We start from the raw sequence: 17,600 nt of genomic DNA on the forward strand, positions 1-17,600 counted from the left end.
CGTCGCGCTGCCAGCCCGTCCCGTCCGCCGTCTCCGTCCCGCCACGACCGGGCCCTCCGGGGTGGCCGAGCAGGTGGTCGTGGTGCGTCCGGTGACCGGGACGCGCCAGGATCGCCTGTTCGGCACGGGGCGGGTGTGGGTGGGGTTCGGCAGGATCGGGGGGTGGTCGTCATGCCGTCGAGGTCCGAGTCGATGTCCCTGTCCCAGGCACGCCGTGTCGCGCTCGCCGCCCAGGGCCTGCACCGGGAGCGTCCGTACGACGGGACCGTCGGGCGGGCGCCGACGATGCGGCAGGTCCAGGGCGTGATCGACCGCCTCGGGCTGCTGCAGATCGACTCGGTGAACGTGCTCGCGCGGGCGCACCTCATGCCGCTGTACGCGCGCCTCGGCCCGTACGACACGGCGCTGCTGGACCGCGCGGCGGGTCGCGCCCCGCGACGGCTCGTGGAGACGTGGGCGCACATGGCGTCGTACGTCCCGCCGAGCACGTGGCCGCTGCTGGAGTGGCGCCGCCGTCGGTACCGGACCGAGGCGTGGGGGACGATCAGCGCGGTGGAGATGAGCCACTCCGAGGCGGTGGTCGACGTGCGTCGCCTCGTCACGGAGCGCGGCCCGATCACGGCGAGCGAGGTGCACGAGATCCTGGAGGCCGAGGGCCGGGCGCACCCGCGCGACCGCTCGCAGTGGGGCTGGAACTGGACGGTCGCCAAGCGTGCGCTCGAGTTCCTCTTCTTCACGGGCGAGATCACCTCGGCGCGTCGCAACGGCGCCTTCGAGCGCTGCTACGACCTCACGGAGCGCGTGCTCCCGCCGGAGGCCCTCGCGGCCCCGCCCGTCGCGGACGCGGACGCCGTGCGCGCCCTGCTCGAGATCGGGGCCCGCGCGCACGGGGTGGGGACGTTGCGCTGCTTCAAGGACTACTTCCGGCTCCGGGGGCCCGCGGTGCGCACCGCGTTCGACGAGCTCGTCGAGGCCGGGACCCTGCGGCCCGTGACGGTGCGGGGCTGGGACGAGCCGACGTACCTGCACGCGGACGCCGCGCTCCCGCGTCGCGCGACGGCGACGACGCTGCTCAACCCGTTCGACCCGCTCGTGTTCGAGCGCACGCGGCTCGAGCGGCTGTTCGACGTGCACTACCGGATCGAGATCTACGTGCCGGCACCGAAGCGGGTCCACGGCTACTACGTCCTGCCGTTCCTCGAGGGCGAGGACCTCACCGCGCGGGTCGACCTCAAGGCCGACCGGCGGGCGGGCGTCCTGCGGGTGCTGTCGGCGCACCGCGAGCAGTCGGCGGGGGAGCAGACGGCGGCCCGCCTCGCGGCCGAGCTCCGCGTGCTCGGAGGGTGGCTGGGCGTGCCCGAGGTCGACGTCGCGCCGTCGGGCGACCTCGCGCCGGCGCTCGCGGCCGAGGTGGCGGGCGCCTGACGGGCCGACCGCCGTCGGTGGGCGGGCCTGCCGGAGGGACCCGTGCCGTCGTAGGCTGGCGCGCGTCTCGCCGGCGAGGTTCGTCGTCGGCGAAACCCGGGCGGGTCCGACGTCGCTCCGACTCGCCTACGATGTTGTGTGACGTTGCCGACGTCCGCTGCCGTGCGCGCCCGCGCGGGAGAGCGTCGGCGCTGCTCCCGGACCACCCGGCCCGGGCACCGATCGATACGGGAGTCCTGCGTGCCTTCGATCCTCGACAAGGTCCTTCGCATCGGCGAGGGCCGGATCCTCAAGAAGCTGTCCGGCCTCGCCGACCAGGTCAACAAGCTCGAGCCGGGCTTCGAGGATCTCACCGACGAGGAGCTGCGGGAGGAGACCGACCGCTTCAAGGCGCGCCTCGCGGCCGGCGAGACCCTCGACGACCTGCTCCCCGAGGCGTTCGCCGCGGTGCGCGAGGCCTCGCGCCGCACGCTCGGCCAGCGGCACTTCGACGTCCAGCTCATGGGCGGCGCGGCGCTGCACCTCGGCAACATCGCCGAGATGAAGACCGGTGAGGGCAAGACGCTCGTCGCGACGACGGCCGCGTACCTCAACGCGCTCGAGGGCAAGGGCGTCCACGTCGTCACGGTGAACGACTACCTGGCGAAGTACCAGAGCGAGCTCATGGGCCGCGTCTACCGCTTCCTGGGCCTGACGACCGGCGTCATCCTGTCCGGCCAGACGCCCGCGCAGCGCCGCCAGGAGTACGCCGCGGACATCACGTACGGCACGAACAACGAGTTCGGCTTCGACTACCTGCGCGACAACATGGCGTGGTCCACGGACGACCTCGTGCAGCGCGGCCACCACTTCGCGATCGTCGACGAGGTCGACTCGATCCTCATCGACGAGGCGCGCACGCCGCTCATCATCTCCGGTCCCGCGTCGGGCGACACGAACCGCTGGTTCGGCGAGTTCGCGAAGGTCGTGCGCCGCCTGAGCCCGGGCTCGGACTACGAGGTCGACGAGAAGAAGCGCACGGTCGGCGTGCTCGAGCCGGGCATCGAGAAGGTCGAGGACTACCTCGGCATCGACAACCTCTACGAGTCCCTCAACACGCCGCTCATCGGGTTCCTCAACAACGCCATCAAGGCGAAGGAGCTCTTCAAGCGCGACAAGGACTACGTGGTGCTCAACGGCGAGGTCATGATCGTCGACGAGCACACCGGGCGCATCCTGCCCGGCCGCCGGTACAACGAGGGCATGCACCAGGCCATCGAGGCCAAGGAGGGCGTGCAGATCAAGGCGGAGAACCAGACGCTCGCCACGATCACGCTCCAGAACTACTTCCGCCTGTACTCCAAGCTCTCGGGCATGACCGGTACCGCGGACACGGAGGCGGCCGAGTTCCAGGGCACGTACAAGCTGGGCGTCGTGCCGATCCCGACGAACCGGCCGATGCAGCGCGTCGACCAGCCCGACCTCGTGTACAAGAACGAGGAGGGCAAGTTCGACGCGGTCGTCGCGGACATCGTCGAGCGGCACGCGCAGGGTCAGCCGGTGCTCGTCGGCACGACGAGCGTCGAGAAGTCCGAGCTGCTGTCGTCCAAGCTCAAGAAGCAGGGCGTGCCGCACGAGGTCCTCAACGCGAAGCAGCACGAGCGCGAGGCCTCGATCGTCGCCCTCGCGGGCCGCAAGGGCGCCGTGACGGTCGCGACGAACATGGCCGGTCGTGGAACCGACATCATGCTCGGCGGCAACGCCGAGTTCATGGCGGTCGCGGACCTCGCGGCGCGCGGCCTCGACGCCGCGGAGAACCCGGAGGAGTACGAGGCGGCCTGGCCCGACGCGCTGGAGAAGGCGAAGGCCGCGGTCGCGGCGGAGCACGACGAGGTCCGCGAGCTCGGCGGCCTCTACGTGCTCGGCACCGAGCGTCACGAGTCGCGCCGCATCGACAACCAGCTCCGCGGTCGTTCCGGCCGTCAGGGCGACCCGGGCGAGTCCCGGTTCTACCTGTCGATGCAGGACGACCTCATGCGCCTGTTCAACTCGACCCTGGCCGAGTCGATGATGAACCGCGCCGGGTTCCCCGACGACGTGCCGCTCGAGTCGAAGATGGTCACGCGCGGCATCGCGAGCGCGCAGGGCCAGGTCGAGTCGCGCAACTTCGAGATCCGCAAGAACGTCCTCAAGTACGACGACGTCCTGTCGCGCCAGCGCACCGTCATCTACGACGAGCGCCGCCGCGTGCTCGAGGGCGAGGACCTGCAGGAGCAGGTGCAGCACTTCCTCACCGACGTCGTCACGGCGTACGTCGAGGGCGCGACGGCCGAGGGCAACCCGGAGCACTGGGACCTGGACGGCCTGTGGACCGCGCTCAAGGCGGTCTTCCCCATCTCGATCGAGCCGGACGAGGTCGTCGAGCAGGCGGGCGGGGCGACCCGGCTGTCGCAGGACCTGCTGCTCGAGGAGATCCTCTCGGACGCCCGCATCGCCTACCAGAACCGCGAGGAGCAGCTCGGCGCGGCGAACATGCGCCAGCTCGAGCGGCGCGTGACGCTCTCGGTCCTGGACCGCAAGTGGCGCGAGCATCTCTACGAGATGGACTACCTCAAGGAGGGCATCGGCCTGCGCGCGATGGCGCAGCGCGACCCGCTCGTCGAGTACCAGCGCGAGGGCTTCCAGCTCTTCCAGGCGATGACCGAGGCCATCAAGGAGGAGACGGTCGGGTACCTCTTCAACCTCGAGGTCAAGGTCGCCGAGCCGGGCGCCGCCCCGGGCCAGGCGCCGGCGATCTCGGTCGCGGACGCGGCGCAGGCCGCGCAGTCGGCGGCCGGCCAGGCGCTCGGCGGGGCGGCCGGCGCGGCCTCGGCCGGTGCCGCGGCGGGTCTCGCGGCAGCAGCCCAGCAGGCCGCCGCTCCGGCGCAGGACGCCCCCGTGGCGGACGCTCCCGCCGAGGGCGCACCCGCGACGGACGACGCCCCGGCGCAGGACGCTCCGGTCGAGGCGGAGCCCGCCCCGGTCGCGACCCCGGCGGCGTTCGGAGGCCCGAGCGGCGACCGCCCGGGGACGCTCATCGCGAAGGGTCTCGACGGCCCCGACCGCCAGGTGCCGCTCTCCTACAGCGCGCCGAGCGAGGACGGCACCGGCCAGGCCGTCGTCTCGGGTGACGCCAGCCGGCGGTCGCGCCGGGCGCTGCACGGCGAGGCGAGCGCGATCGAGAGCGACGGCCGCACGTTCCCCGGGACGCCGCGCAACGCGCAGTGCCCGTGCGGCTCGGGCAAGAAGTACAAGGTCTGCCACGGCCAGAACGAGGAGTGATCCGCGCCCGTCCGGCCTGCGCCGAGACGGGAGCGACGACGGCGGGGCGTGCCACCGGGGGTGGCGCGCCCCGCCGTCGTCTCGGGCGAAGGTCGGTCACCCGATCTCGAGGGCGACGACGCGCCACGTGCCGCGGCGCGCCTCGAGCCGCGCCGCGGCGGCCCGCACGCGGTCACCGTCCTCGACCACGACGGTGCCCTCGGCGACGCCGTCGCCGATCCGCAGCACCCGGGCACGGCGCACGGTGACGGGCCGGGTCGTCGTGGGGCGTGGGCCGTCGGCGACGAGGCGCGACCGTCGGGCGAGCGTCTCGTAGATCTCGGGGGACACCCACCGCGCGAGCTGTCCCACGGTGCGCTCGCCGCGGACGACCTCGACGGCGGCGCGCACGACCGCGCAGCACAGGGCCGTCGGGTCGGGGAGCGGGAGCGGCGCCGTCGGCGGCGCGAGAGGACGTCCCCGCACGACGTGCTGCGGTGCCCGCGCGGTCGCGATGTCGCGCAGGTCCACGGTCGGGACGGCGCGATCGCCGACGCACCGCAGCAGGCGAGCGGGCGGGTCCGCGGGGACGCTCGTGGAGCGGGCGGGGCGCGCGGGCCGTTCGGGCGGGGCGGGGGCGGCCCGGCGGTGCGACGGGGCGGCGACGTCGGTCGCGAGCTGGACGTCCGCGGTGGTCAGCAGGGGAGCGGTCACGGTCGGGCTCCTTCGTGGCAGGCGGTCGTCAGGCGCTCGGTGCGACGAGCACCTGGCCGGGGCGGACGAGGTCGGGGTCGTCGCCGACGACCTCGACGTTCGCGGCGTACCAGCGCTGCACCGCGTCGGCGACCTGCGCGTCGGTCGCACCGTCGGGCAGGTGGCGTGCGGCGATCGACCAGAGCGAGTCGCCGCGCACGACGACGACCTCGCGCGGCTCGTCCGGGGCGACGTCCCGCACGACCGCGAGCGCGGCGTCGCGCTGCTCGGTCGTGGCGCTCCCGCCCTCCGGCGCGCGTGCGGGTGCGGAGCTATCCGTCGTCGCGGTGCCGGGGGCGGTCGCGCCCGCCGGTTCCCCGGTAGAAGGCATGCTCGGCACGGCGCCCGGCGCGCTCGGCGTGCCCGGGGTGACCGGTGTAGCCGTCCGCGCGTCCGGCACGACCACGTCGAGACCGGAGGGCTGCGCGGCCGGGGCGGAGACCGCCGGCCCGGGCCGTTCTGCGGCCGTCGGCGGCGCGGAGCGGGTGTGCGGCGCCGCAGGGGCCGACTCGTCCGTCGGGAGGGGAGCAGGAGGCTGCGTGGGCCCGGGAGGTCCGGGCGCCGGGGCCGAGGCCTGCCATCCCAGGTCGACCGCCACGACGCCGGGGTCGGCGTCCGGCGTGGTGGCGGCCTGCGCCGTCCCCCCGGCGAGGACCAGGCCCGCGCCGACGGTCAGCCCCACACCTGCCCGCACGGCCCGGCGGACGACGGCCGGCGCCACGCGCAGCACGAGCCGTTCGCCGGCTCCCCACGAGCTGCCCAGGGCGCGCACGACCACGCATCCCAGCCCGACCAGCGCGCTGATGCCGACCCAGGTGGCCGCCACGGCCCCGAGGGCCACGGCGAGAAGCTCCACGAAGGGCTCCGGGCGGGTGCCGGAGAGCGTGGTCACGAGGTGCGCGGCGCGCAGCGCGAGCACCGTCACGGCGCCGCTCATGACGAGGAGGAGCGCGAGGAGGACGGCGACGCCTCCGGCTCGTGCGGGTACGGCGGTGCGACGGTCCATCGGTGTGCCCCCTGCGTGGCCGTCCGTCGAGGACGGCCGTTGATGTCGTTTGATGTCGTTTGATCGCGACAGATCGATCTAAGCGTGACCTGGCCCACCTGTCCAGAGGGGCTTCTCGTGATGTGGACACGGCGCGCGGCGCCGGCGCGGTGGACCGCTACGGTGTCCCGGTGCGATGGGACGCCCTCTTCGACGACCTCGCGGCACAGCTCGCGGCCGCGGAGACCCAGGACCGGGCCGCGGCCGTCGCCGACCTCACGCGCGCGGAGCACGCGACGATCACGCTCGTCGAGCGGCTGCGCGGCACGCCCGGCACCGTCACGCTCGAGCTGCGCGACGGGTCCGCCGTCACCGGCGAGCTGCGCGAGGCGGCGGAGGAGTGGGTGCTCGTGGGCGAGGCCCGGCGCCAGCACCTCGTCCCGACCGTGGCGATCGCCGCCGTCCAGGGCCTCGGCCGCCACGCGCAGCCGGCACCCTCGACCCGGTCGGCACGGCTCGGCCTCGGCCACGCCCTGCGCGCGCTGATGCGCGACCGACGACCCGTCCAGGTGCGCACCCCGGCCGGGACGTACCCCGGCTGGGTCGCGCGCGTCGGCAAGGACCACGTCGACCTGGAGGTCGCCCCGGGCGGTGGGCACGGCTCGCGGGTCGTGCCCTGGTCCGCCGTCCTGTGCGTGAGCGAGTCGGAGCCGGGGTTCGTCCCGCGATGACGAGCGTGCAGGGGGAGCGCGTGAGACTCGCGGCGGTGTCCGCCCAGGTCGGCTCAGGTCGAGGCCGCGCCGGTCGGTCAGCCGTCGAAGTCGCCGGCCTCGATGCGCTGGCGCGTCTGGGCGTACATCCGCTGGATGTAGGCCTCGAGCTCGCTGACCTCGACGCGCCACTGCCCCCGGCCACCCACCTGGATCGCGGGGAGCTCCCCGGAGCGGACGAGCGCGTACGCCTGCGCCGCGGAGATGTTGAGCTCGTCCGTGACGTCGGCGAGGGTGAGGAACCGCTGGGCCATGGCGTCAGTCTGGCACGCGCGCGCCGCGGCACGGCGCTCGTCCACAGGGCCTCCCGCGCGCGCCGCGGACCGGGGATCATGGAGCCGCGGCACGGCTGACGTGCCGGACCACCGAGGGGGAGATCGATGACGACGACCACGGAACGACCCGTGCGGGCCGAGCCCGCACCACGGCCCGCCGCGCGCCTGAGGCGACCCGGCTGGAAGGACCCGCGGCTCCTCGTGGGGATCGTCGTGGTCGCGCTGTCCGTGGCCCTGGGGTCGTGGGCCGTGAGCACCGCGAGCCGGACCGTGACCGTCTACGCGGCCGGGGCGGCGCTGACCCCCGGGACCGCCGTGACCGCGGCGGACCTGAGGACGGTCGAGGTGCGGCTCGGCGCGCAGACGGACCGCTACCTGCTCGTGGCGGACGGGCTCCCGGACGAGTCCGTCGTCCTGCGGACCGTCGCCGAGGGCGAGCTGGTCCCCGCGTCGTCGCTCGGTACGGCGGCCGACCTCACGGTGCGCGCGGTCGCGGTCCCGGTGACGACGGGTCTCTCGGAGCGGATCGTCGCCGGCGCGGCGGTCGACGTCTGGTACGTCCCCGAGGCGCCCGGACCGACGGCCGGCGCCGAGCCCGGTGCCGCCGCGGGAGACGAGGCGCCGCAGCCCGCGCTGCTCGTCGGCGGCGTCACCGTCGCGCAGGTCGACGAGGGCGAGGGGACGCTCGTCGTGGGCGGGCCGACGACGGTCCATCTCCTCGTCGGGGTCGACGACCTCCCGGCCGTGCTCGCGGCGGTGGCCGGGGACGGGACGATCGCGCTCGTCCCGGTCGGGGCTGCGGGATGAGCGGCGCGACCACGGTCGCGACCGTCCTGTGCGCCGTCCGGGGCGCGCGCGAGGCCGAGGTGGTCACGACGCTCGCCGCTCCGGGGCTCCAGGTCACGCGGCGGTGCGCGGACCTCGTCGAGCTGCTCGCCGCTGCCGCGGCGGGCGCGGGCCGGGTCGCCGTCGTGTCGTGCGACCTGCCGGCGCTGGACCGGCAGGCGATCGTCGACCTGCACGCCCACGGCGTCCGGGTCGTCGCGCTCGCCCCGGGCGGGACGTGGGAGGAGGGGCGGCTGCGCGCCTTCGGGGTCGACGCGGTCGTGGACCTGGACTCCGCCCCGGAGGCGCTGTGCGACGTCGTCCGTGCGATCCTGCCGCTGCGCGAGGCGGCGCCGGGTGCGCCCGGCGTCCCCCGGTCGGTCGCGGGCGGGGCCACGGCGGACCCGGGGCCGGAGCACCGCCTCGGACGGACCGTCGCCGTGTGGGGCCCGACCGGCGCCCCCGGTCGCACGACGGTGGCCACGAACCTCGCCGTCGAGCTCGCGGGGCCGGCGCCCGCACGGCGCTCTCGCCGCCCCCGCCGGGAGCGGCGCCCCGACGACGTGGAGGTCCCGGCCACGGTCCCCTCGTCGCCCGACGCGGAGGTCCTGCTCGTCGATGCGGACACCTACGGCGGGAGCGTCGCCCAGCGCCTCGGTCTGCTCGACGAGTCGCCGGGGCTCGCGGCGGCCGCCCGCAGCGCGGGTCAGGGCGCGCTCGACGCCCCGGGGCTGGTCGCGCTCGCCCCGACGGTCCTGCCCCGGGTCCGGGTGCTCACGGGCCTGACCCGGGCGGCGCGGTGGCCGGAGCTGCCCGGGGCGTCGCTCGACGCCGTGTGGGAGGTCGCGCGGTCGGTCGCCGACTGGACGGTCGTCGACTGCGGATTCGGGATCGAGCGGGACGAGCTCCTGACCTACGACACCCGCGCTCCGCAGCGCAACGACGCGACGTGGAGCGCGCTCGCGGCGGCGGACGTCGTGGTCGTCGTCGGCGCGGGCGACCCCGTCGGGCTCCAGCGGCTCGTCCGCGCGCTCGACGAGCTCGCCGAGACGGGCGCGTGCGTCGGCGCGGCGCGCACCGTCGTGGTGAACCGCGTGCGCGCGAGCGTCGTCGGCCCCCGGCCGGAGCGCGCGGTGCGCGACGCGATGTCCCGCTACGCGAGCGTCGACGACCTGCACGTCGTGCCGGAGGACGCCGCGGTCGACCTCGGCCTCCGGGAGGGTCGCACGCTCGCCGAGTCCGCGCCCACGAGCCCTGCCCGCCGCGCCCTCGCGCACCTCGCCGCGCACGTGCGGGAGGCTGCGCCGCCCGGGCGTGGTGCGGCGCACGGACTCGCGCTGGAGGCGGCACACTGAACCCATGCGCATCTACCTCCCCGCGACGCTCGACGAGCTCGACGCCGTCACCGTGACCGCCGACGCCGCCCGCTGGACCGTCGCCCCGCGCGGCGCCCACGCCGTGACCGCCGCGCTGACGCGCGCGCTGCCCGACGAGGACGAGGAAGGGCTGGAGTACGCGGCCGCGCTCGAGGCGGCGGACGACTCGCTCGCGCTCGTCGCGGCGCGCCCGGACGCGCCGCGCCAGCGGCTCGTCGTGACGCTCGAGGTGCCCGACGGCGCGGTGCAGGTCGTGGGCGGGGACGACTCCGACGACGAGGACGCGCCCGCGCCCAGCGCCGTCGAGGTCCTGCGGACCGTGCCCGACGTCGCGATCGTGTGCGTCCACGTCGACGAGCCCGAGGCGGTCGAGGACGTGGAGGCGGTGCTCGCCGCGGCCGACGACGACGGCCCCGGCGCCGACGAGGCGCTCGACGCCGCGATCGACCGCGTGGGCGAGCGCGACCTGCTCTGGTACGACTGGTCGGAGCTCAAGGACGTGCCGCGCGGCTGACGGCCGCGCGGGGCGCCGCCCGGCCCGGGGGCCGGGCGGGACCCGGCGGCGGTCCGCGTCAGCCGAGGCGGCCGAGCACCTCGTCGTGCAGCAGCCCGTTCGTCGCGACGGCGTTGCCGCCCCACGGGCCGTCGGCCCCGTCGAGCGACGTGAACCGGCCGCCGGCCTCGGTGACGATGGGGACGAGCGCGGCCATGTCGTAGAGCTCCAGCTCGGGCTCGGCCGCGGCGTCGACCGCGCCCTCGGCGACGAGCATGTACGACCAGAAGTCGCCGTAGCCGCGCGTGCGCCAGGCGCCGCGCATGAGGTCGAGGAACGGTTCGAGCTTGCCGCGCTCCTCCCAGCCGTCGAGCGACGCGTAGGCGAGCGACGCGTCGGACCAGGACGAGACACCCGACACCTGCAGCCGCGAGGCGGCCGCGAGCGACTTCCCGGTCCACGCGCCGGTGCCCTTCGCCGCCCACCAGCGCCGGCCGAGCGCGGGCGCCGAGACGAGCCCGACGACGACCTCGTCCCCGTCGGCGAGCGCGATGAGCGTCGCCCACACGGGCACCCCGCGCACGAAGTTCTTGGTCCCGTCGATCGGGTCGACGATCCAGCGCCGTGCGCCGTGACCGGTCTCGCCGTACTCCTCGCCCACGATCGCGTCGCGACCGCGCGCCCGGCCGAGCTGGCCGCGGATGATCTCCTCGGCGGTGCGGTCGGCGTCGCTCACGGGCGTCGAGTCCGGCTTCGACTCGACGTGCAGGTCGAGCGCCTTGAAGCGCGACATCGTGTGCGCGTCGACCTGGTCGGCGATCACGTGGGCGAGGCGCAGGTCGTCGTCGTAGCCGCGCGTCGAGGGGGGCGTCATGGCTCACACCGTAGCGGTGCCCGCCCGGGCGGGGGAGGCGCCGCGCTGGCGAGGGCTCAGGCCGCGCCGGAGCGCGAGGCGAGCACGCGGCGGAACGACTCGAGCCGTGCGGCGCGGGCCGCGCGGGTCTCGTCATCGGGCGAGGCCTCGACCCACTCGTCGAGCGCGCAGTCCGGGGCGTCGTCGAGGTGGGTGCACCCGCGCGGGCAGTCCGCGGCGACCGCGTCGAGGTCCTCGAACGCGTGCAGCAGGTGGTCGACCTGCACGTGCGCGAGGCCGAACGACCGCACGCCGGGCGTGTCGATGACCCAGCCGCCGCCGGGCAGGCGCAGCGCGACGGCCGACGTCGACGTGTGACGGCCGCGACCCGTGACGTCGTTGACGTGGCCCGTCGCGCGCTGCGCGTCCGGGACGAGCGCGTTGACGAGCGTCGACTTGCCGACGCCCGAGTGCCCGACGAACACAGACGTGCGCCCGGCCAGCGCCTCGCGCACCGCGTCGAGCGGCTCGATCGCCCAGCCGTCCGGCGCGAGGCCGTCGGGCGCACGCCGCGTCACGACGACGGAGACGCCGAGCGGCTCGTACAGCGCGCGCAGCGGGCCGGGGTCGGCCAGGTCCGCCTTGGTGAGGCAGAGGAGGACGTCCATGCCGGCGTCGTACGCGGCGACGACGCAGCGGTCGATCATGCGCGTGCGCGGCTCGGGCTCGGCGAGGGCCGTGACGACGACGAGCTGGTCGGCGTTGGCGACGATCACGCGCTCGTAGGGGTCGGTGTCGTCGGCCGTGCGGCGGAGCACCGACGACCGGTCCTGGATGCGCACGATCCGCGCGAGCGAACCGTCGTCGCCCGTCACGTCCCCGACGAGGTCGACCCGGTCCCCGCACACGATCCGCGTGCGGCCGAGCTCGCGCGCCTTCATCGCGAGGACCGTGCGCTCGTCCTCGCCGGCCGCGTCGCCCCCGTCCGGGCCGTCGTGCCCGACGAGCAGCGTGTACCGGCCGCGGTCCACCCCCGTGACGAACCCCGTGACCGCGTCCGCGTGCTCGGGCCGCTGCTTGGTGCGGGGACGGCTGCCGCGCTTGCCGGGGCGCGAGCGGAAGTCGGACTCGTCCGGGACGCGGCGGGCCATCAGCGGGCCGCCGCTCCCTCGCCGGGACCCGTCCCGCCGCCGAGCATGCGCTGCCACATGTCCGCGAACCCGGGCAACGTCTTGGCCGTCGTCTCGACGTTCTCGACGCCGACCCCCGGGACGCGCAGGCCGATGACAGCGGCGGACGTCGCCATGCGGTGGTCGTGGTAGGTGCGGAACAGCGCGCCGTGCAGGGGGCGCGGCGTGATGACCAGGCCGTCGCGCGTCTCCTCCGCCTGCCCGCCGAGGCGCGTGATCTCGGTCGCGAGCGCCGCGAGCCGGTCGGTCTCGTGCCCGCGCAGGTGCGCGATGCCCCGCAGGCGGCTGGGCGAGTCGGCCAGGGCCGCCAGCGCGGCGATCGTCGGCGCGAGCTCGCCGGCCGCGTGCAGGTCCACGTCGACGCCGCGCACCTCGCCCGTGCCCGTCACGGACAGCACGTCGCCGTCCAGCGACGCGGTCGCGCCCATCGACTCCAGCAGCTCGGGGACCATCGCGCCGGGCTGCGTCGTCGCCGTCGGCCAGCCCGTGACGCGCACGGTGCCGCCCGCGACGAGCGCGGCCGCGAGGAACGGCGCCGCGTTCGACAGGTCCGGCTCGACCTGCACGTCGCGCGCCGCGATCGGACCGGGCTCGACCCGCCAGATCGCGGGCCGGGAGTCGTCGACGACGACCCCGACCTCCCGCAGGACCTCCACCGTCATCTCGATGTGGGGCATGCTCGGCAGCGTGTGGCCGATGTGCCGGACGGTGAGCCCCTGGTCGTAGCGCGCGGCCGCGAGGAGGAGGCCGGAGACGAACTGGCTCGACGCCGACGCGTCGACGTCGACCGACCCGCCGCGCACCCGGCCACGGCCCCGGATCGTGAAGGGGAGCGTCGTCGGCAGCCCGTCGCCGTCGCCCTCGACCGGGACCTCGAGCGCGCTGAGCGCGGCGAGGACCGGGCCCATAGGGCGCACGCGCGCGCCCTCGTCGCCGTCGAACCGGACCGTGCCGTCGGCGAGCGCCGCGAGCGGCGGGAGGAAGCGCATGACCGTGCCGGCCAGGCCGCAGTCGACCTCCGCGGGACCGCGCAGCGGACCGGGGGTCACGTGCAGCTCGCTCGGCGACGCACCCTCCTCGACGCCGACGCCGAGCGTGCGCAGGGCGGCGATCATGAGGTCCGCGTCGCGGCTGCGCAGGGCACCGCGCAGCGTCCCGGGCCCGTCGGCGAGCGCGGCCAGCACGAGCAGCCGGTTCGTCAGCGACTTCGACCCCGGGACCTCGACGGTCGCGTCGAGCGGCCCGCCCGCCGTGGGCGCGGCCCAGCCCTCGTCGACGGAGGGGGGCACGGGCGCGGCGGAGGGCGTGGTCGTCATGGCCTCCAGGCTAGTGGAGGGACCGCGCCCGACGGCGGAGGGTCCCGGCGCGCGGACGCGTCCCGACCTCGTCAGGCGACCTTCGCCCGGACCGCCGCCTCGGCGTCGTGCACGGCCCCCGCGGCGAGGCCGGCCGCGTGCTGGGCCGCCTCCTGGGCGGCCTTCGTCGCCCGCCGCGCCGAGCGCCCCGCCTCCTTGGCCGCGTTCTTCGCGGAGCGACGAGCCTCCTTCGCGGCTCCCCGGGCCGAGGCCGAGACGTCCTTCACGGCCCCCTTCGCGCTCGCGACCGCGGCCTCCTGCTTCGCCTGCTTGGCGAGCGCGAGGTCGTGCCGGGCTTTTTCGAGGCGCCACTGCACGCCGGGCCGGCCTTCGTAGTCCGCGCCCGCGATGAGCGCCGCACCGATCGCGCCGACGTTCGCCACGAACTTCCGCGTGCGCTCGGCGCGCGTCGCCTCGCCCGAGGTGAAGGGCTGGTTGACGACCGCGAGGGGCACTGTGAGCGCGGCGAGGGTCAGGGCCGCCGTGCGGGGCGCCTTCCCGACGGCGAGGAACAGGCCGGCGACCGCCGTGGCCGCGCCGTGCGCGCGGACCAGCGTCGCCACCTGGCGGTCGCTCAGCGGCACGTCCACCCCGGCGCCCTTCTCGACGAGGTCCACCCCGCTGCGCGCCGCACGGACGTGCTCGGCGGGCTTGAGGGCGGCCTGGACGCCGTCGTAGACGAACCAGGAGGCCAGCATGGGCCTCGCGAGGTGACGCAGCAGCATCGGATCTCCTTCGTGAGCCGGACGGTCCCAGCCTGCCCTCCGGGGGACGCCCGCGCCACCCACGACGCGCGTGCGCGCCGCGCTGCCGGGCCGCCCGGGGCCGCGGGAATGCGCGAGGGCGCCCGCGGGTTGCACCACTCGTGACCGTCCTGCTCGAGACTCCCGCACCCGCCGCCCGGGCCGTGTCGTCGACCCCCGAGGCGCCGACGGCGGACGCGGCGTTCGCCGCCGCGTGGTCGGCACCGGTCACGTCACCGGACACCCAGACGAACAGGGGACTAGGCTCGTTGTTGATGACAGAGCGAATCTCCGGCAGCGACGTCTCCGGCAGCCCCGCGACGACGTCGGGGACGACGCCGGTCGAGGGCGCGCTGCCCACGGACACGGACGCCGAGGACACGAACCGCGCGCCGCAGACCGAGAGCGACGCCGCGCGCGCCGCGCGGTTCGAGCAGGACGCGCTCCAGTACCTCGACCAGCTCTACTCCGCGGCGCTGCGCATGACGCGCAACCCGTCGGACGCCGAGGACCTGGTGCAGGAGACCTTCGCGAAGGCGTTCGCGGCGTTCCACCAGTACCGGCCGGGCACGAACCTCAAGGCGTGGCTGTACCGCATCCTCACGAACACGTTCATCAACACGTACCGCAAGAAGCAGCGCGAGCCGCAGCAGGCGCAGACGGACGACGTCGAGGACTGGCAGATCGCGCGCGCCGCCTCGCACACGTCGCAGGGGCTGCGCTCCGCCGAGGCGGAGGCGCTCGACCGGCTGCCGGACTCGGACGTGAAGCGTGCGCTGCAGGAGCTGCCCGAGGACCGGCGCATGGTCGTGTACTACGCGGACGTCGAGGGCTTCCCCTACAAGGAGATCGCGGAGATCATGGGGACACCGATCGGCACGGTCATGTCCCGCCTGCACCGAGGCAGGCGCCAGCTGCGCGAGCTGTTGGCCGACTACGCCGTGAGGCGAGGACTGGTGGGGGCCAAGACCCCCGGAGGTGAGTCGTGAGCACGTCAGAGAGCCGGATCCCGGGGCGCGGCCCGGTCGAGGAGTCGGTGACGCCCATCCCGCACTCGACCGCTGGCGAGTCGGAGTGCGAGCACGCGCTCACGCACCTCTACGAGTACCTCGACTCGGAGATGACGCCGGACGACGAGCTGCGCATGCGCGCGCACGTCGCGCACTGCTCGCCGTGCCTCGCCGAGCTGAGCGTCGAGGAGCTCGTCAAGCAGCTCGTGCGCCGCTCGTGCCACGAGAAGGCGCCCGCGGGGCTGCGGGAGCGCATCCACACGCAGCTCACGGTCATGGTCACGACGACGACGACGGTCGTCGAGACCCGCTGAGGCCCGCCCGCGGAGGCGCGGCCACCGCGGGGGTGAAGAACGAGAGAGGGTCCGGACCGACGTCGTCGGTCCGGACCCTCTCGCCATCCCCGGAGGGGTGCGCGTCTCAGGCGTTGGGGCGCTTGCCGTGGTTCGCGGCGTTGCCCTTGCGGCTGCGACGCTTGCGTCCGCGCTTGCTCATGATGTTCTCCTGACGATCGGGGGAGCCCCGCCGGTCTCGGCGGGTCAAGTCCGCCCACCATCGTCCCACACGCGACCCCTTGCCTCGGCCGAGCACGCGATATATCGTGTCTGACGGACGAGATATATCGCGAGTGCCCCGCGATCGCCGCCACGGCGCCGGGGCGCGACCAGGACGGAGCGCAGGATGACGCAGGAGAGCTGGACCGTCACCGGGCCGCAGGCCATCGACCTCGCGCGCGTGCGGACGCTCGACGCGACCGTCATCGGCGGGCGCATCGACGTCGTCGCGCACGACGACCCGACGCGCACCGACACGCGCGTCGAGGTCCACTCGGTCGTGGGCCGCCCCCTGGAGGTGCGCCTCGAGGGGACCACGCTCCGGGTCGGCTACGGTCCCTTCGTCGCGGGCTGGAAGGGCTTCCTCGAGCGCTTCCGCACCTACACGGGCAAGGACGCGGCCGACGTCCACGTCGCCGTGCCGGCGACGACGACGGTCAAGGTCGCGACCGTGCAGGGCGAGGCCCTCGTCGCGGGCGTGCGCGACGGCGCCCGGCTGGCGACCGTCTCCGGCTCCGTGATGACGAGCCGCACGCGCGGCGAGCTCCGGGTCGACACGGTCTCGGGCGAGGTCTCGGCGAGCGAGCACGACGGCCCGGTCCGCATGGACTCGGTGTCCGGCGGCCTCACGGCGACCGGTGCCCTCCGGTCGCTGCGCCTCGACTCGGTCTCCGGCTCCGTCACCGTCGACACCCGCACCACCCCGTCCGAGATCACCGTGAGCGCCGTCTCCGCCGACGTGCTCGTGCGCCTGCCGGACCCCGACGCGATGGACTACGCCATCCGCTGCGTGAGCGGGCGCCTCCTCGTGGACGGCACGGAGCAGCGCGGGTCCGCGCGCTCGTTCCACCAGCCCGCCCGGTCGGGTGCCGGCTCGCCGGTCCGGGTCTCCGCCGTCTCCGGCGACGTGACCGTCCTGCGCGGGGCGCCGGACGAGACGTCGTGGGACGCGGCCGGGCACCCGGTCGAGGACGCCCCGGTCGATGCCGACGCTCCCGCGTGGGGGAGCCCGGGGGCTCGCGGCGCCGCGCCGTCGAGCGGGCCGGTGGACCGCTGATGGCCACAGTCTTCGCGCACGGCGAGCTCCGGCTGTACCTCCTGGCGCTCCTCGACAGCGGTCCCAAGCACGGCTACGAGCTCATCACCGAGCTCTCGGAGCGCTTCGGCGGCACCTACCGGCCGAGCGCGGGGACGATCTACCCCCGCCTCGCGCGGCTCGAGGACGAGGGGCTCGTGCACCGCAGCGCCGACGGACGCAAGACGACGTACGAGCTGACGCCCGCCGGGCGCGCGGAGATCGAGGCGCGCCGCGGGGACGTCGCCGCGCTGGAGCACGGCATCGCCGAGACGGTGCGCCAGCGCGCCGAGGCGCTGCGCGCCGACGTGCAGGGATCGCTGAAGGGTCTGCGCGCCGAGCTCGCCGCCGCGGCCCAGACGGCGCGCGCCCGCCCGCGCGACGGCCGGCCGGACCCGCGCCGCGGCGAGTCCTACGCGTGGCGCATGGAGGCCGAGGCGCTGCTCCAGCGCTTCCGCGAGGACGTGCGCGCGGACCTGCGCCGGGCGGACGCCGCGAGCGTCGTCTCCGAGCTCACGGTCGACACCCTGCGCACCGTGCTCGACAGCGCGCGCAAGGCCGTGCGAGCGACTCTGCCCTGACCGACGATCACGAGAACCCCTCGACGCACGCACCGCACCCCGAACCAGAGAACCGAAC

18 protein-coding genes and 1 pseudogene are annotated in these 17,600 nt (G+C 75.4%); 11 read left to right on the top strand and 8 right to left on the bottom strand.

Annotated elements, in window-relative coordinates; genetic code table 11:
• Window positions 1–192 precede the first annotated feature (192 nt).
• From NHH00_RS14355 to NHH00_RS21245, 3 genes and pseudogenes are all read left to right on the top strand, one after another.
• Complete coding sequence (locus NHH00_RS14355; RefSeq protein WP_253053265.1) at window positions 193–1,425, top strand: winged helix-turn-helix domain-containing protein; 1,233 nt, start codon at window positions 193–195, stop codon at window positions 1,423–1,425.
• A gap of 240 nt (window positions 1,426–1,665) precedes the next feature.
• Window positions 1,666–4,161 (top strand): annotated as a pseudogene (gene secA, locus NHH00_RS14360) (preprotein translocase subunit SecA); the annotation flags it as partial.
• 351 nt (window positions 4,162–4,512) lie between these two features.
• Window positions 4,513–4,725, top strand: a complete 213-nt coding sequence (locus tag NHH00_RS21245) for an SEC-C metal-binding domain-containing protein (RefSeq protein WP_445292767.1) — start codon at window positions 4,513–4,515, stop codon at window positions 4,723–4,725.
• A gap of 96 nt (window positions 4,726–4,821) precedes the next feature.
• Here NHH00_RS21245 and NHH00_RS14365 read toward each other — a convergent pair whose 3' ends face one another.
• Entirely contained in the window at window positions 4,822–5,418 is a 597-nt protein-coding gene (locus NHH00_RS14365) for an Rv3235 family protein (protein WP_253053269.1), read from the bottom strand.
• Between the two features lie 28 nt (window positions 5,419–5,446).
• A complete protein-coding gene (locus NHH00_RS14370) occupies window positions 5,447–6,463 on the bottom strand; it encodes a LysM peptidoglycan-binding domain-containing protein (RefSeq protein WP_253053271.1) in 1,017 nt (338 codons plus the stop codon).
• Between the two features lie 170 nt (window positions 6,464–6,633).
• Between NHH00_RS14370 and NHH00_RS14375 the strand changes: the two genes are divergently transcribed.
• Entirely contained in the window at window positions 6,634–7,173 is a 540-nt protein-coding gene (locus tag NHH00_RS14375; protein WP_253053273.1) for a hypothetical protein, read from the top strand.
• Between the two features lie 77 nt (window positions 7,174–7,250).
• Here NHH00_RS14375 and NHH00_RS14380 read toward each other — a convergent pair whose 3' ends face one another.
• Entirely contained in the window at window positions 7,251–7,466 is a 216-nt protein-coding gene (locus tag NHH00_RS14380) for a helix-turn-helix domain-containing protein (RefSeq protein WP_087472469.1), read from the bottom strand.
• 126 nt (window positions 7,467–7,592) lie between these two features.
• Between NHH00_RS14380 and NHH00_RS14385 the strand changes: the two genes are divergently transcribed.
• From NHH00_RS14385 to NHH00_RS14395, 3 genes are read left to right on the top strand one after another with little or no spacing between them, the layout of a single operon-like run.
• The gene (locus tag NHH00_RS14385) at window positions 7,593–8,294 is read left to right on the top strand and encodes a hypothetical protein (protein ID WP_253053275.1); all 702 of its coding nucleotides are present in this window, start codon (window positions 7,593–7,595) and stop codon (window positions 8,292–8,294) included.
• Window positions 8,291–9,667: an AAA family ATPase gene (locus tag NHH00_RS14390; protein WP_253053277.1), complete on the top strand. Its 1,377-nt coding sequence runs from the start codon at window positions 8,291–8,293 to the stop codon at window positions 9,665–9,667. The genes NHH00_RS14385 and NHH00_RS14390 overlap by 4 nt, the downstream gene beginning before the upstream one ends.
• Window positions 9,668–9,671: 4 nt before the next feature.
• A complete protein-coding gene (locus NHH00_RS14395; RefSeq protein WP_253053279.1) occupies window positions 9,672–10,202 on the top strand; it encodes a DUF6912 family protein in 531 nt (176 codons plus the stop codon).
• A 58-nt stretch (window positions 10,203–10,260) separates the two neighbouring features.
• Here the strand turns inward: NHH00_RS14395 and hisN are convergent, their stop codons facing one another.
• The 4 genes from hisN to NHH00_RS14415 all read right to left on the bottom strand — a co-directional run bounded on the left by hisN (window position 10,261) and on the right by NHH00_RS14415 (window position 14,304).
• Complete coding sequence (gene hisN / locus NHH00_RS14400) at window positions 10,261–11,055, bottom strand: histidinol-phosphatase (RefSeq protein ID WP_253053281.1); 795 nt, start codon at window positions 11,053–11,055, stop codon at window positions 10,261–10,263.
• A gap of 56 nt (window positions 11,056–11,111) precedes the next feature.
• Window positions 11,112–12,185 carry a ribosome small subunit-dependent GTPase A gene (rsgA, locus tag NHH00_RS14405; protein ID WP_253053283.1) on the bottom strand — a complete coding sequence of 358 codons (1,074 nt, stop codon included), beginning with the start codon at window positions 12,183–12,185 and terminating at the stop codon, window positions 11,112–11,114.
• Window positions 12,185–13,540 carry a 3-phosphoshikimate 1-carboxyvinyltransferase gene (gene aroA / locus NHH00_RS14410; protein WP_253053285.1) on the bottom strand — a complete coding sequence of 452 codons (1,356 nt, stop codon included), beginning with the start codon at window positions 13,538–13,540 and terminating at the stop codon, window positions 12,185–12,187. Before aroA ends, rsgA begins: the two co-directional genes overlap by 1 nt.
• A 71-nt stretch (window positions 13,541–13,611) precedes the next feature.
• Window positions 13,612–14,304 (bottom strand): DoxX family membrane protein, encoded by a 693-nt coding sequence (locus tag NHH00_RS14415; protein WP_253053287.1) that lies wholly within the window; start codon window positions 14,302–14,304, stop codon window positions 13,612–13,614.
• Window positions 14,305–14,597: 293 nt separating this feature from the next.
• Here NHH00_RS14415 and NHH00_RS14420 point away from each other — a divergent pair, with 293 nt between their 5' ends.
• Together NHH00_RS14420 and rsrA are read left to right on the top strand one after the other, a co-directional pair.
• On the top strand, window positions 14,598–15,311 hold the full coding sequence (locus tag NHH00_RS14420; protein ID WP_253053289.1) for a sigma-70 family RNA polymerase sigma factor: 714 nt from the start codon (window positions 14,598–14,600) through the stop codon (window positions 15,309–15,311).
• Window positions 15,308–15,646, top strand: coding sequence for a mycothiol system anti-sigma-R factor (rsrA, locus tag NHH00_RS14425; RefSeq protein ID WP_253053291.1), 339 nt, complete (start codon window positions 15,308–15,310; stop codon window positions 15,644–15,646). Before NHH00_RS14420 ends, rsrA begins: the two co-directional genes overlap by 4 nt.
• A gap of 106 nt (window positions 15,647–15,752) precedes the next feature.
• On the opposite strand, the gene NHH00_RS21230 is transcribed toward rsrA, so the two are convergent.
• The gene (locus tag NHH00_RS21230; RefSeq protein ID WP_099052597.1) at window positions 15,753–15,827 is read right to left on the bottom strand and encodes a 50S ribosomal protein bL37; all 75 of its coding nucleotides are present in this window, start codon (window positions 15,825–15,827) and stop codon (window positions 15,753–15,755) included.
• Between the two features lie 186 nt (window positions 15,828–16,013).
• On the opposite strand from NHH00_RS21230, the gene NHH00_RS14430 reads away from it, so the two are divergent.
• Window positions 16,014–16,943 (top strand): DUF4097 family beta strand repeat-containing protein, encoded by a 930-nt coding sequence (locus NHH00_RS14430; RefSeq protein WP_253053293.1) that lies wholly within the window; start codon window positions 16,014–16,016, stop codon window positions 16,941–16,943.
• Complete coding sequence (locus NHH00_RS14435; RefSeq protein WP_253053295.1) at window positions 16,943–17,542, top strand: PadR family transcriptional regulator; 600 nt, start codon at window positions 16,943–16,945, stop codon at window positions 17,540–17,542. The genes NHH00_RS14430 and NHH00_RS14435 overlap by 1 nt, the downstream gene beginning before the upstream one ends.
• Window positions 17,543–17,600: the final 58 nt, after the last annotated feature.

The sequence above is a fragment of the Cellulosimicrobium cellulans genome (assembly GCF_024124905.1).
GTDB lineage: Bacteria > Actinomycetota > Actinomycetes > Actinomycetales > Cellulomonadaceae > Cellulosimicrobium > Cellulosimicrobium cellulans_G.

Coding starts and splice junctions, on each gene's coding strand:
- NHH00_RS14355 (WP_253053265.1), top strand. CDS start 193: ATGTCCCTGTCCCAGGCACGCCGTGTCGCGCTCGCCGCCCAGGGCCTG.
- hisN (WP_253053281.1), bottom strand. CDS start 11,055: ATGACGCCCCCCTCGACGCGCGGCTACGACGACGACCTGCGCCTCGCC.
- NHH00_RS14415 (WP_253053287.1), bottom strand. CDS start 14,304: ATGCTGCTGCGTCACCTCGCGAGGCCCATGCTGGCCTCCTGGTTCGTC.
- NHH00_RS14420 (WP_253053289.1), top strand. CDS start 14,598: ATGACAGAGCGAATCTCCGGCAGCGACGTCTCCGGCAGCCCCGCGACG.
- NHH00_RS14435 (WP_253053295.1), top strand. CDS start 16,943: ATGGCCACAGTCTTCGCGCACGGCGAGCTCCGGCTGTACCTCCTGGCG.
- rsgA (WP_253053283.1), bottom strand. CDS start 12,185: ATGGCCCGCCGCGTCCCGGACGAGTCCGACTTCCGCTCGCGCCCCGGC.
- NHH00_RS14380 (WP_087472469.1), bottom strand. CDS start 7,466: ATGGCCCAGCGGTTCCTCACCCTCGCCGACGTCACGGACGAGCTCAAC.
- NHH00_RS14395 (WP_253053279.1), top strand. CDS start 9,672: ATGCGCATCTACCTCCCCGCGACGCTCGACGAGCTCGACGCCGTCACC.
- NHH00_RS14430 (WP_253053293.1), top strand. CDS start 16,014: ATGACGCAGGAGAGCTGGACCGTCACCGGGCCGCAGGCCATCGACCTC.
- aroA (WP_253053285.1), bottom strand. CDS start 13,540: ATGACGACCACGCCCTCCGCCGCGCCCGTGCCCCCCTCCGTCGACGAG.
- NHH00_RS14390 (WP_253053277.1), top strand. CDS start 8,291: ATGAGCGGCGCGACCACGGTCGCGACCGTCCTGTGCGCCGTCCGGGGC.
- NHH00_RS14385 (WP_253053275.1), top strand. CDS start 7,593: ATGACGACGACCACGGAACGACCCGTGCGGGCCGAGCCCGCACCACGG.
- NHH00_RS14370 (WP_253053271.1), bottom strand. CDS start 6,463: ATGGACCGTCGCACCGCCGTACCCGCACGAGCCGGAGGCGTCGCCGTC.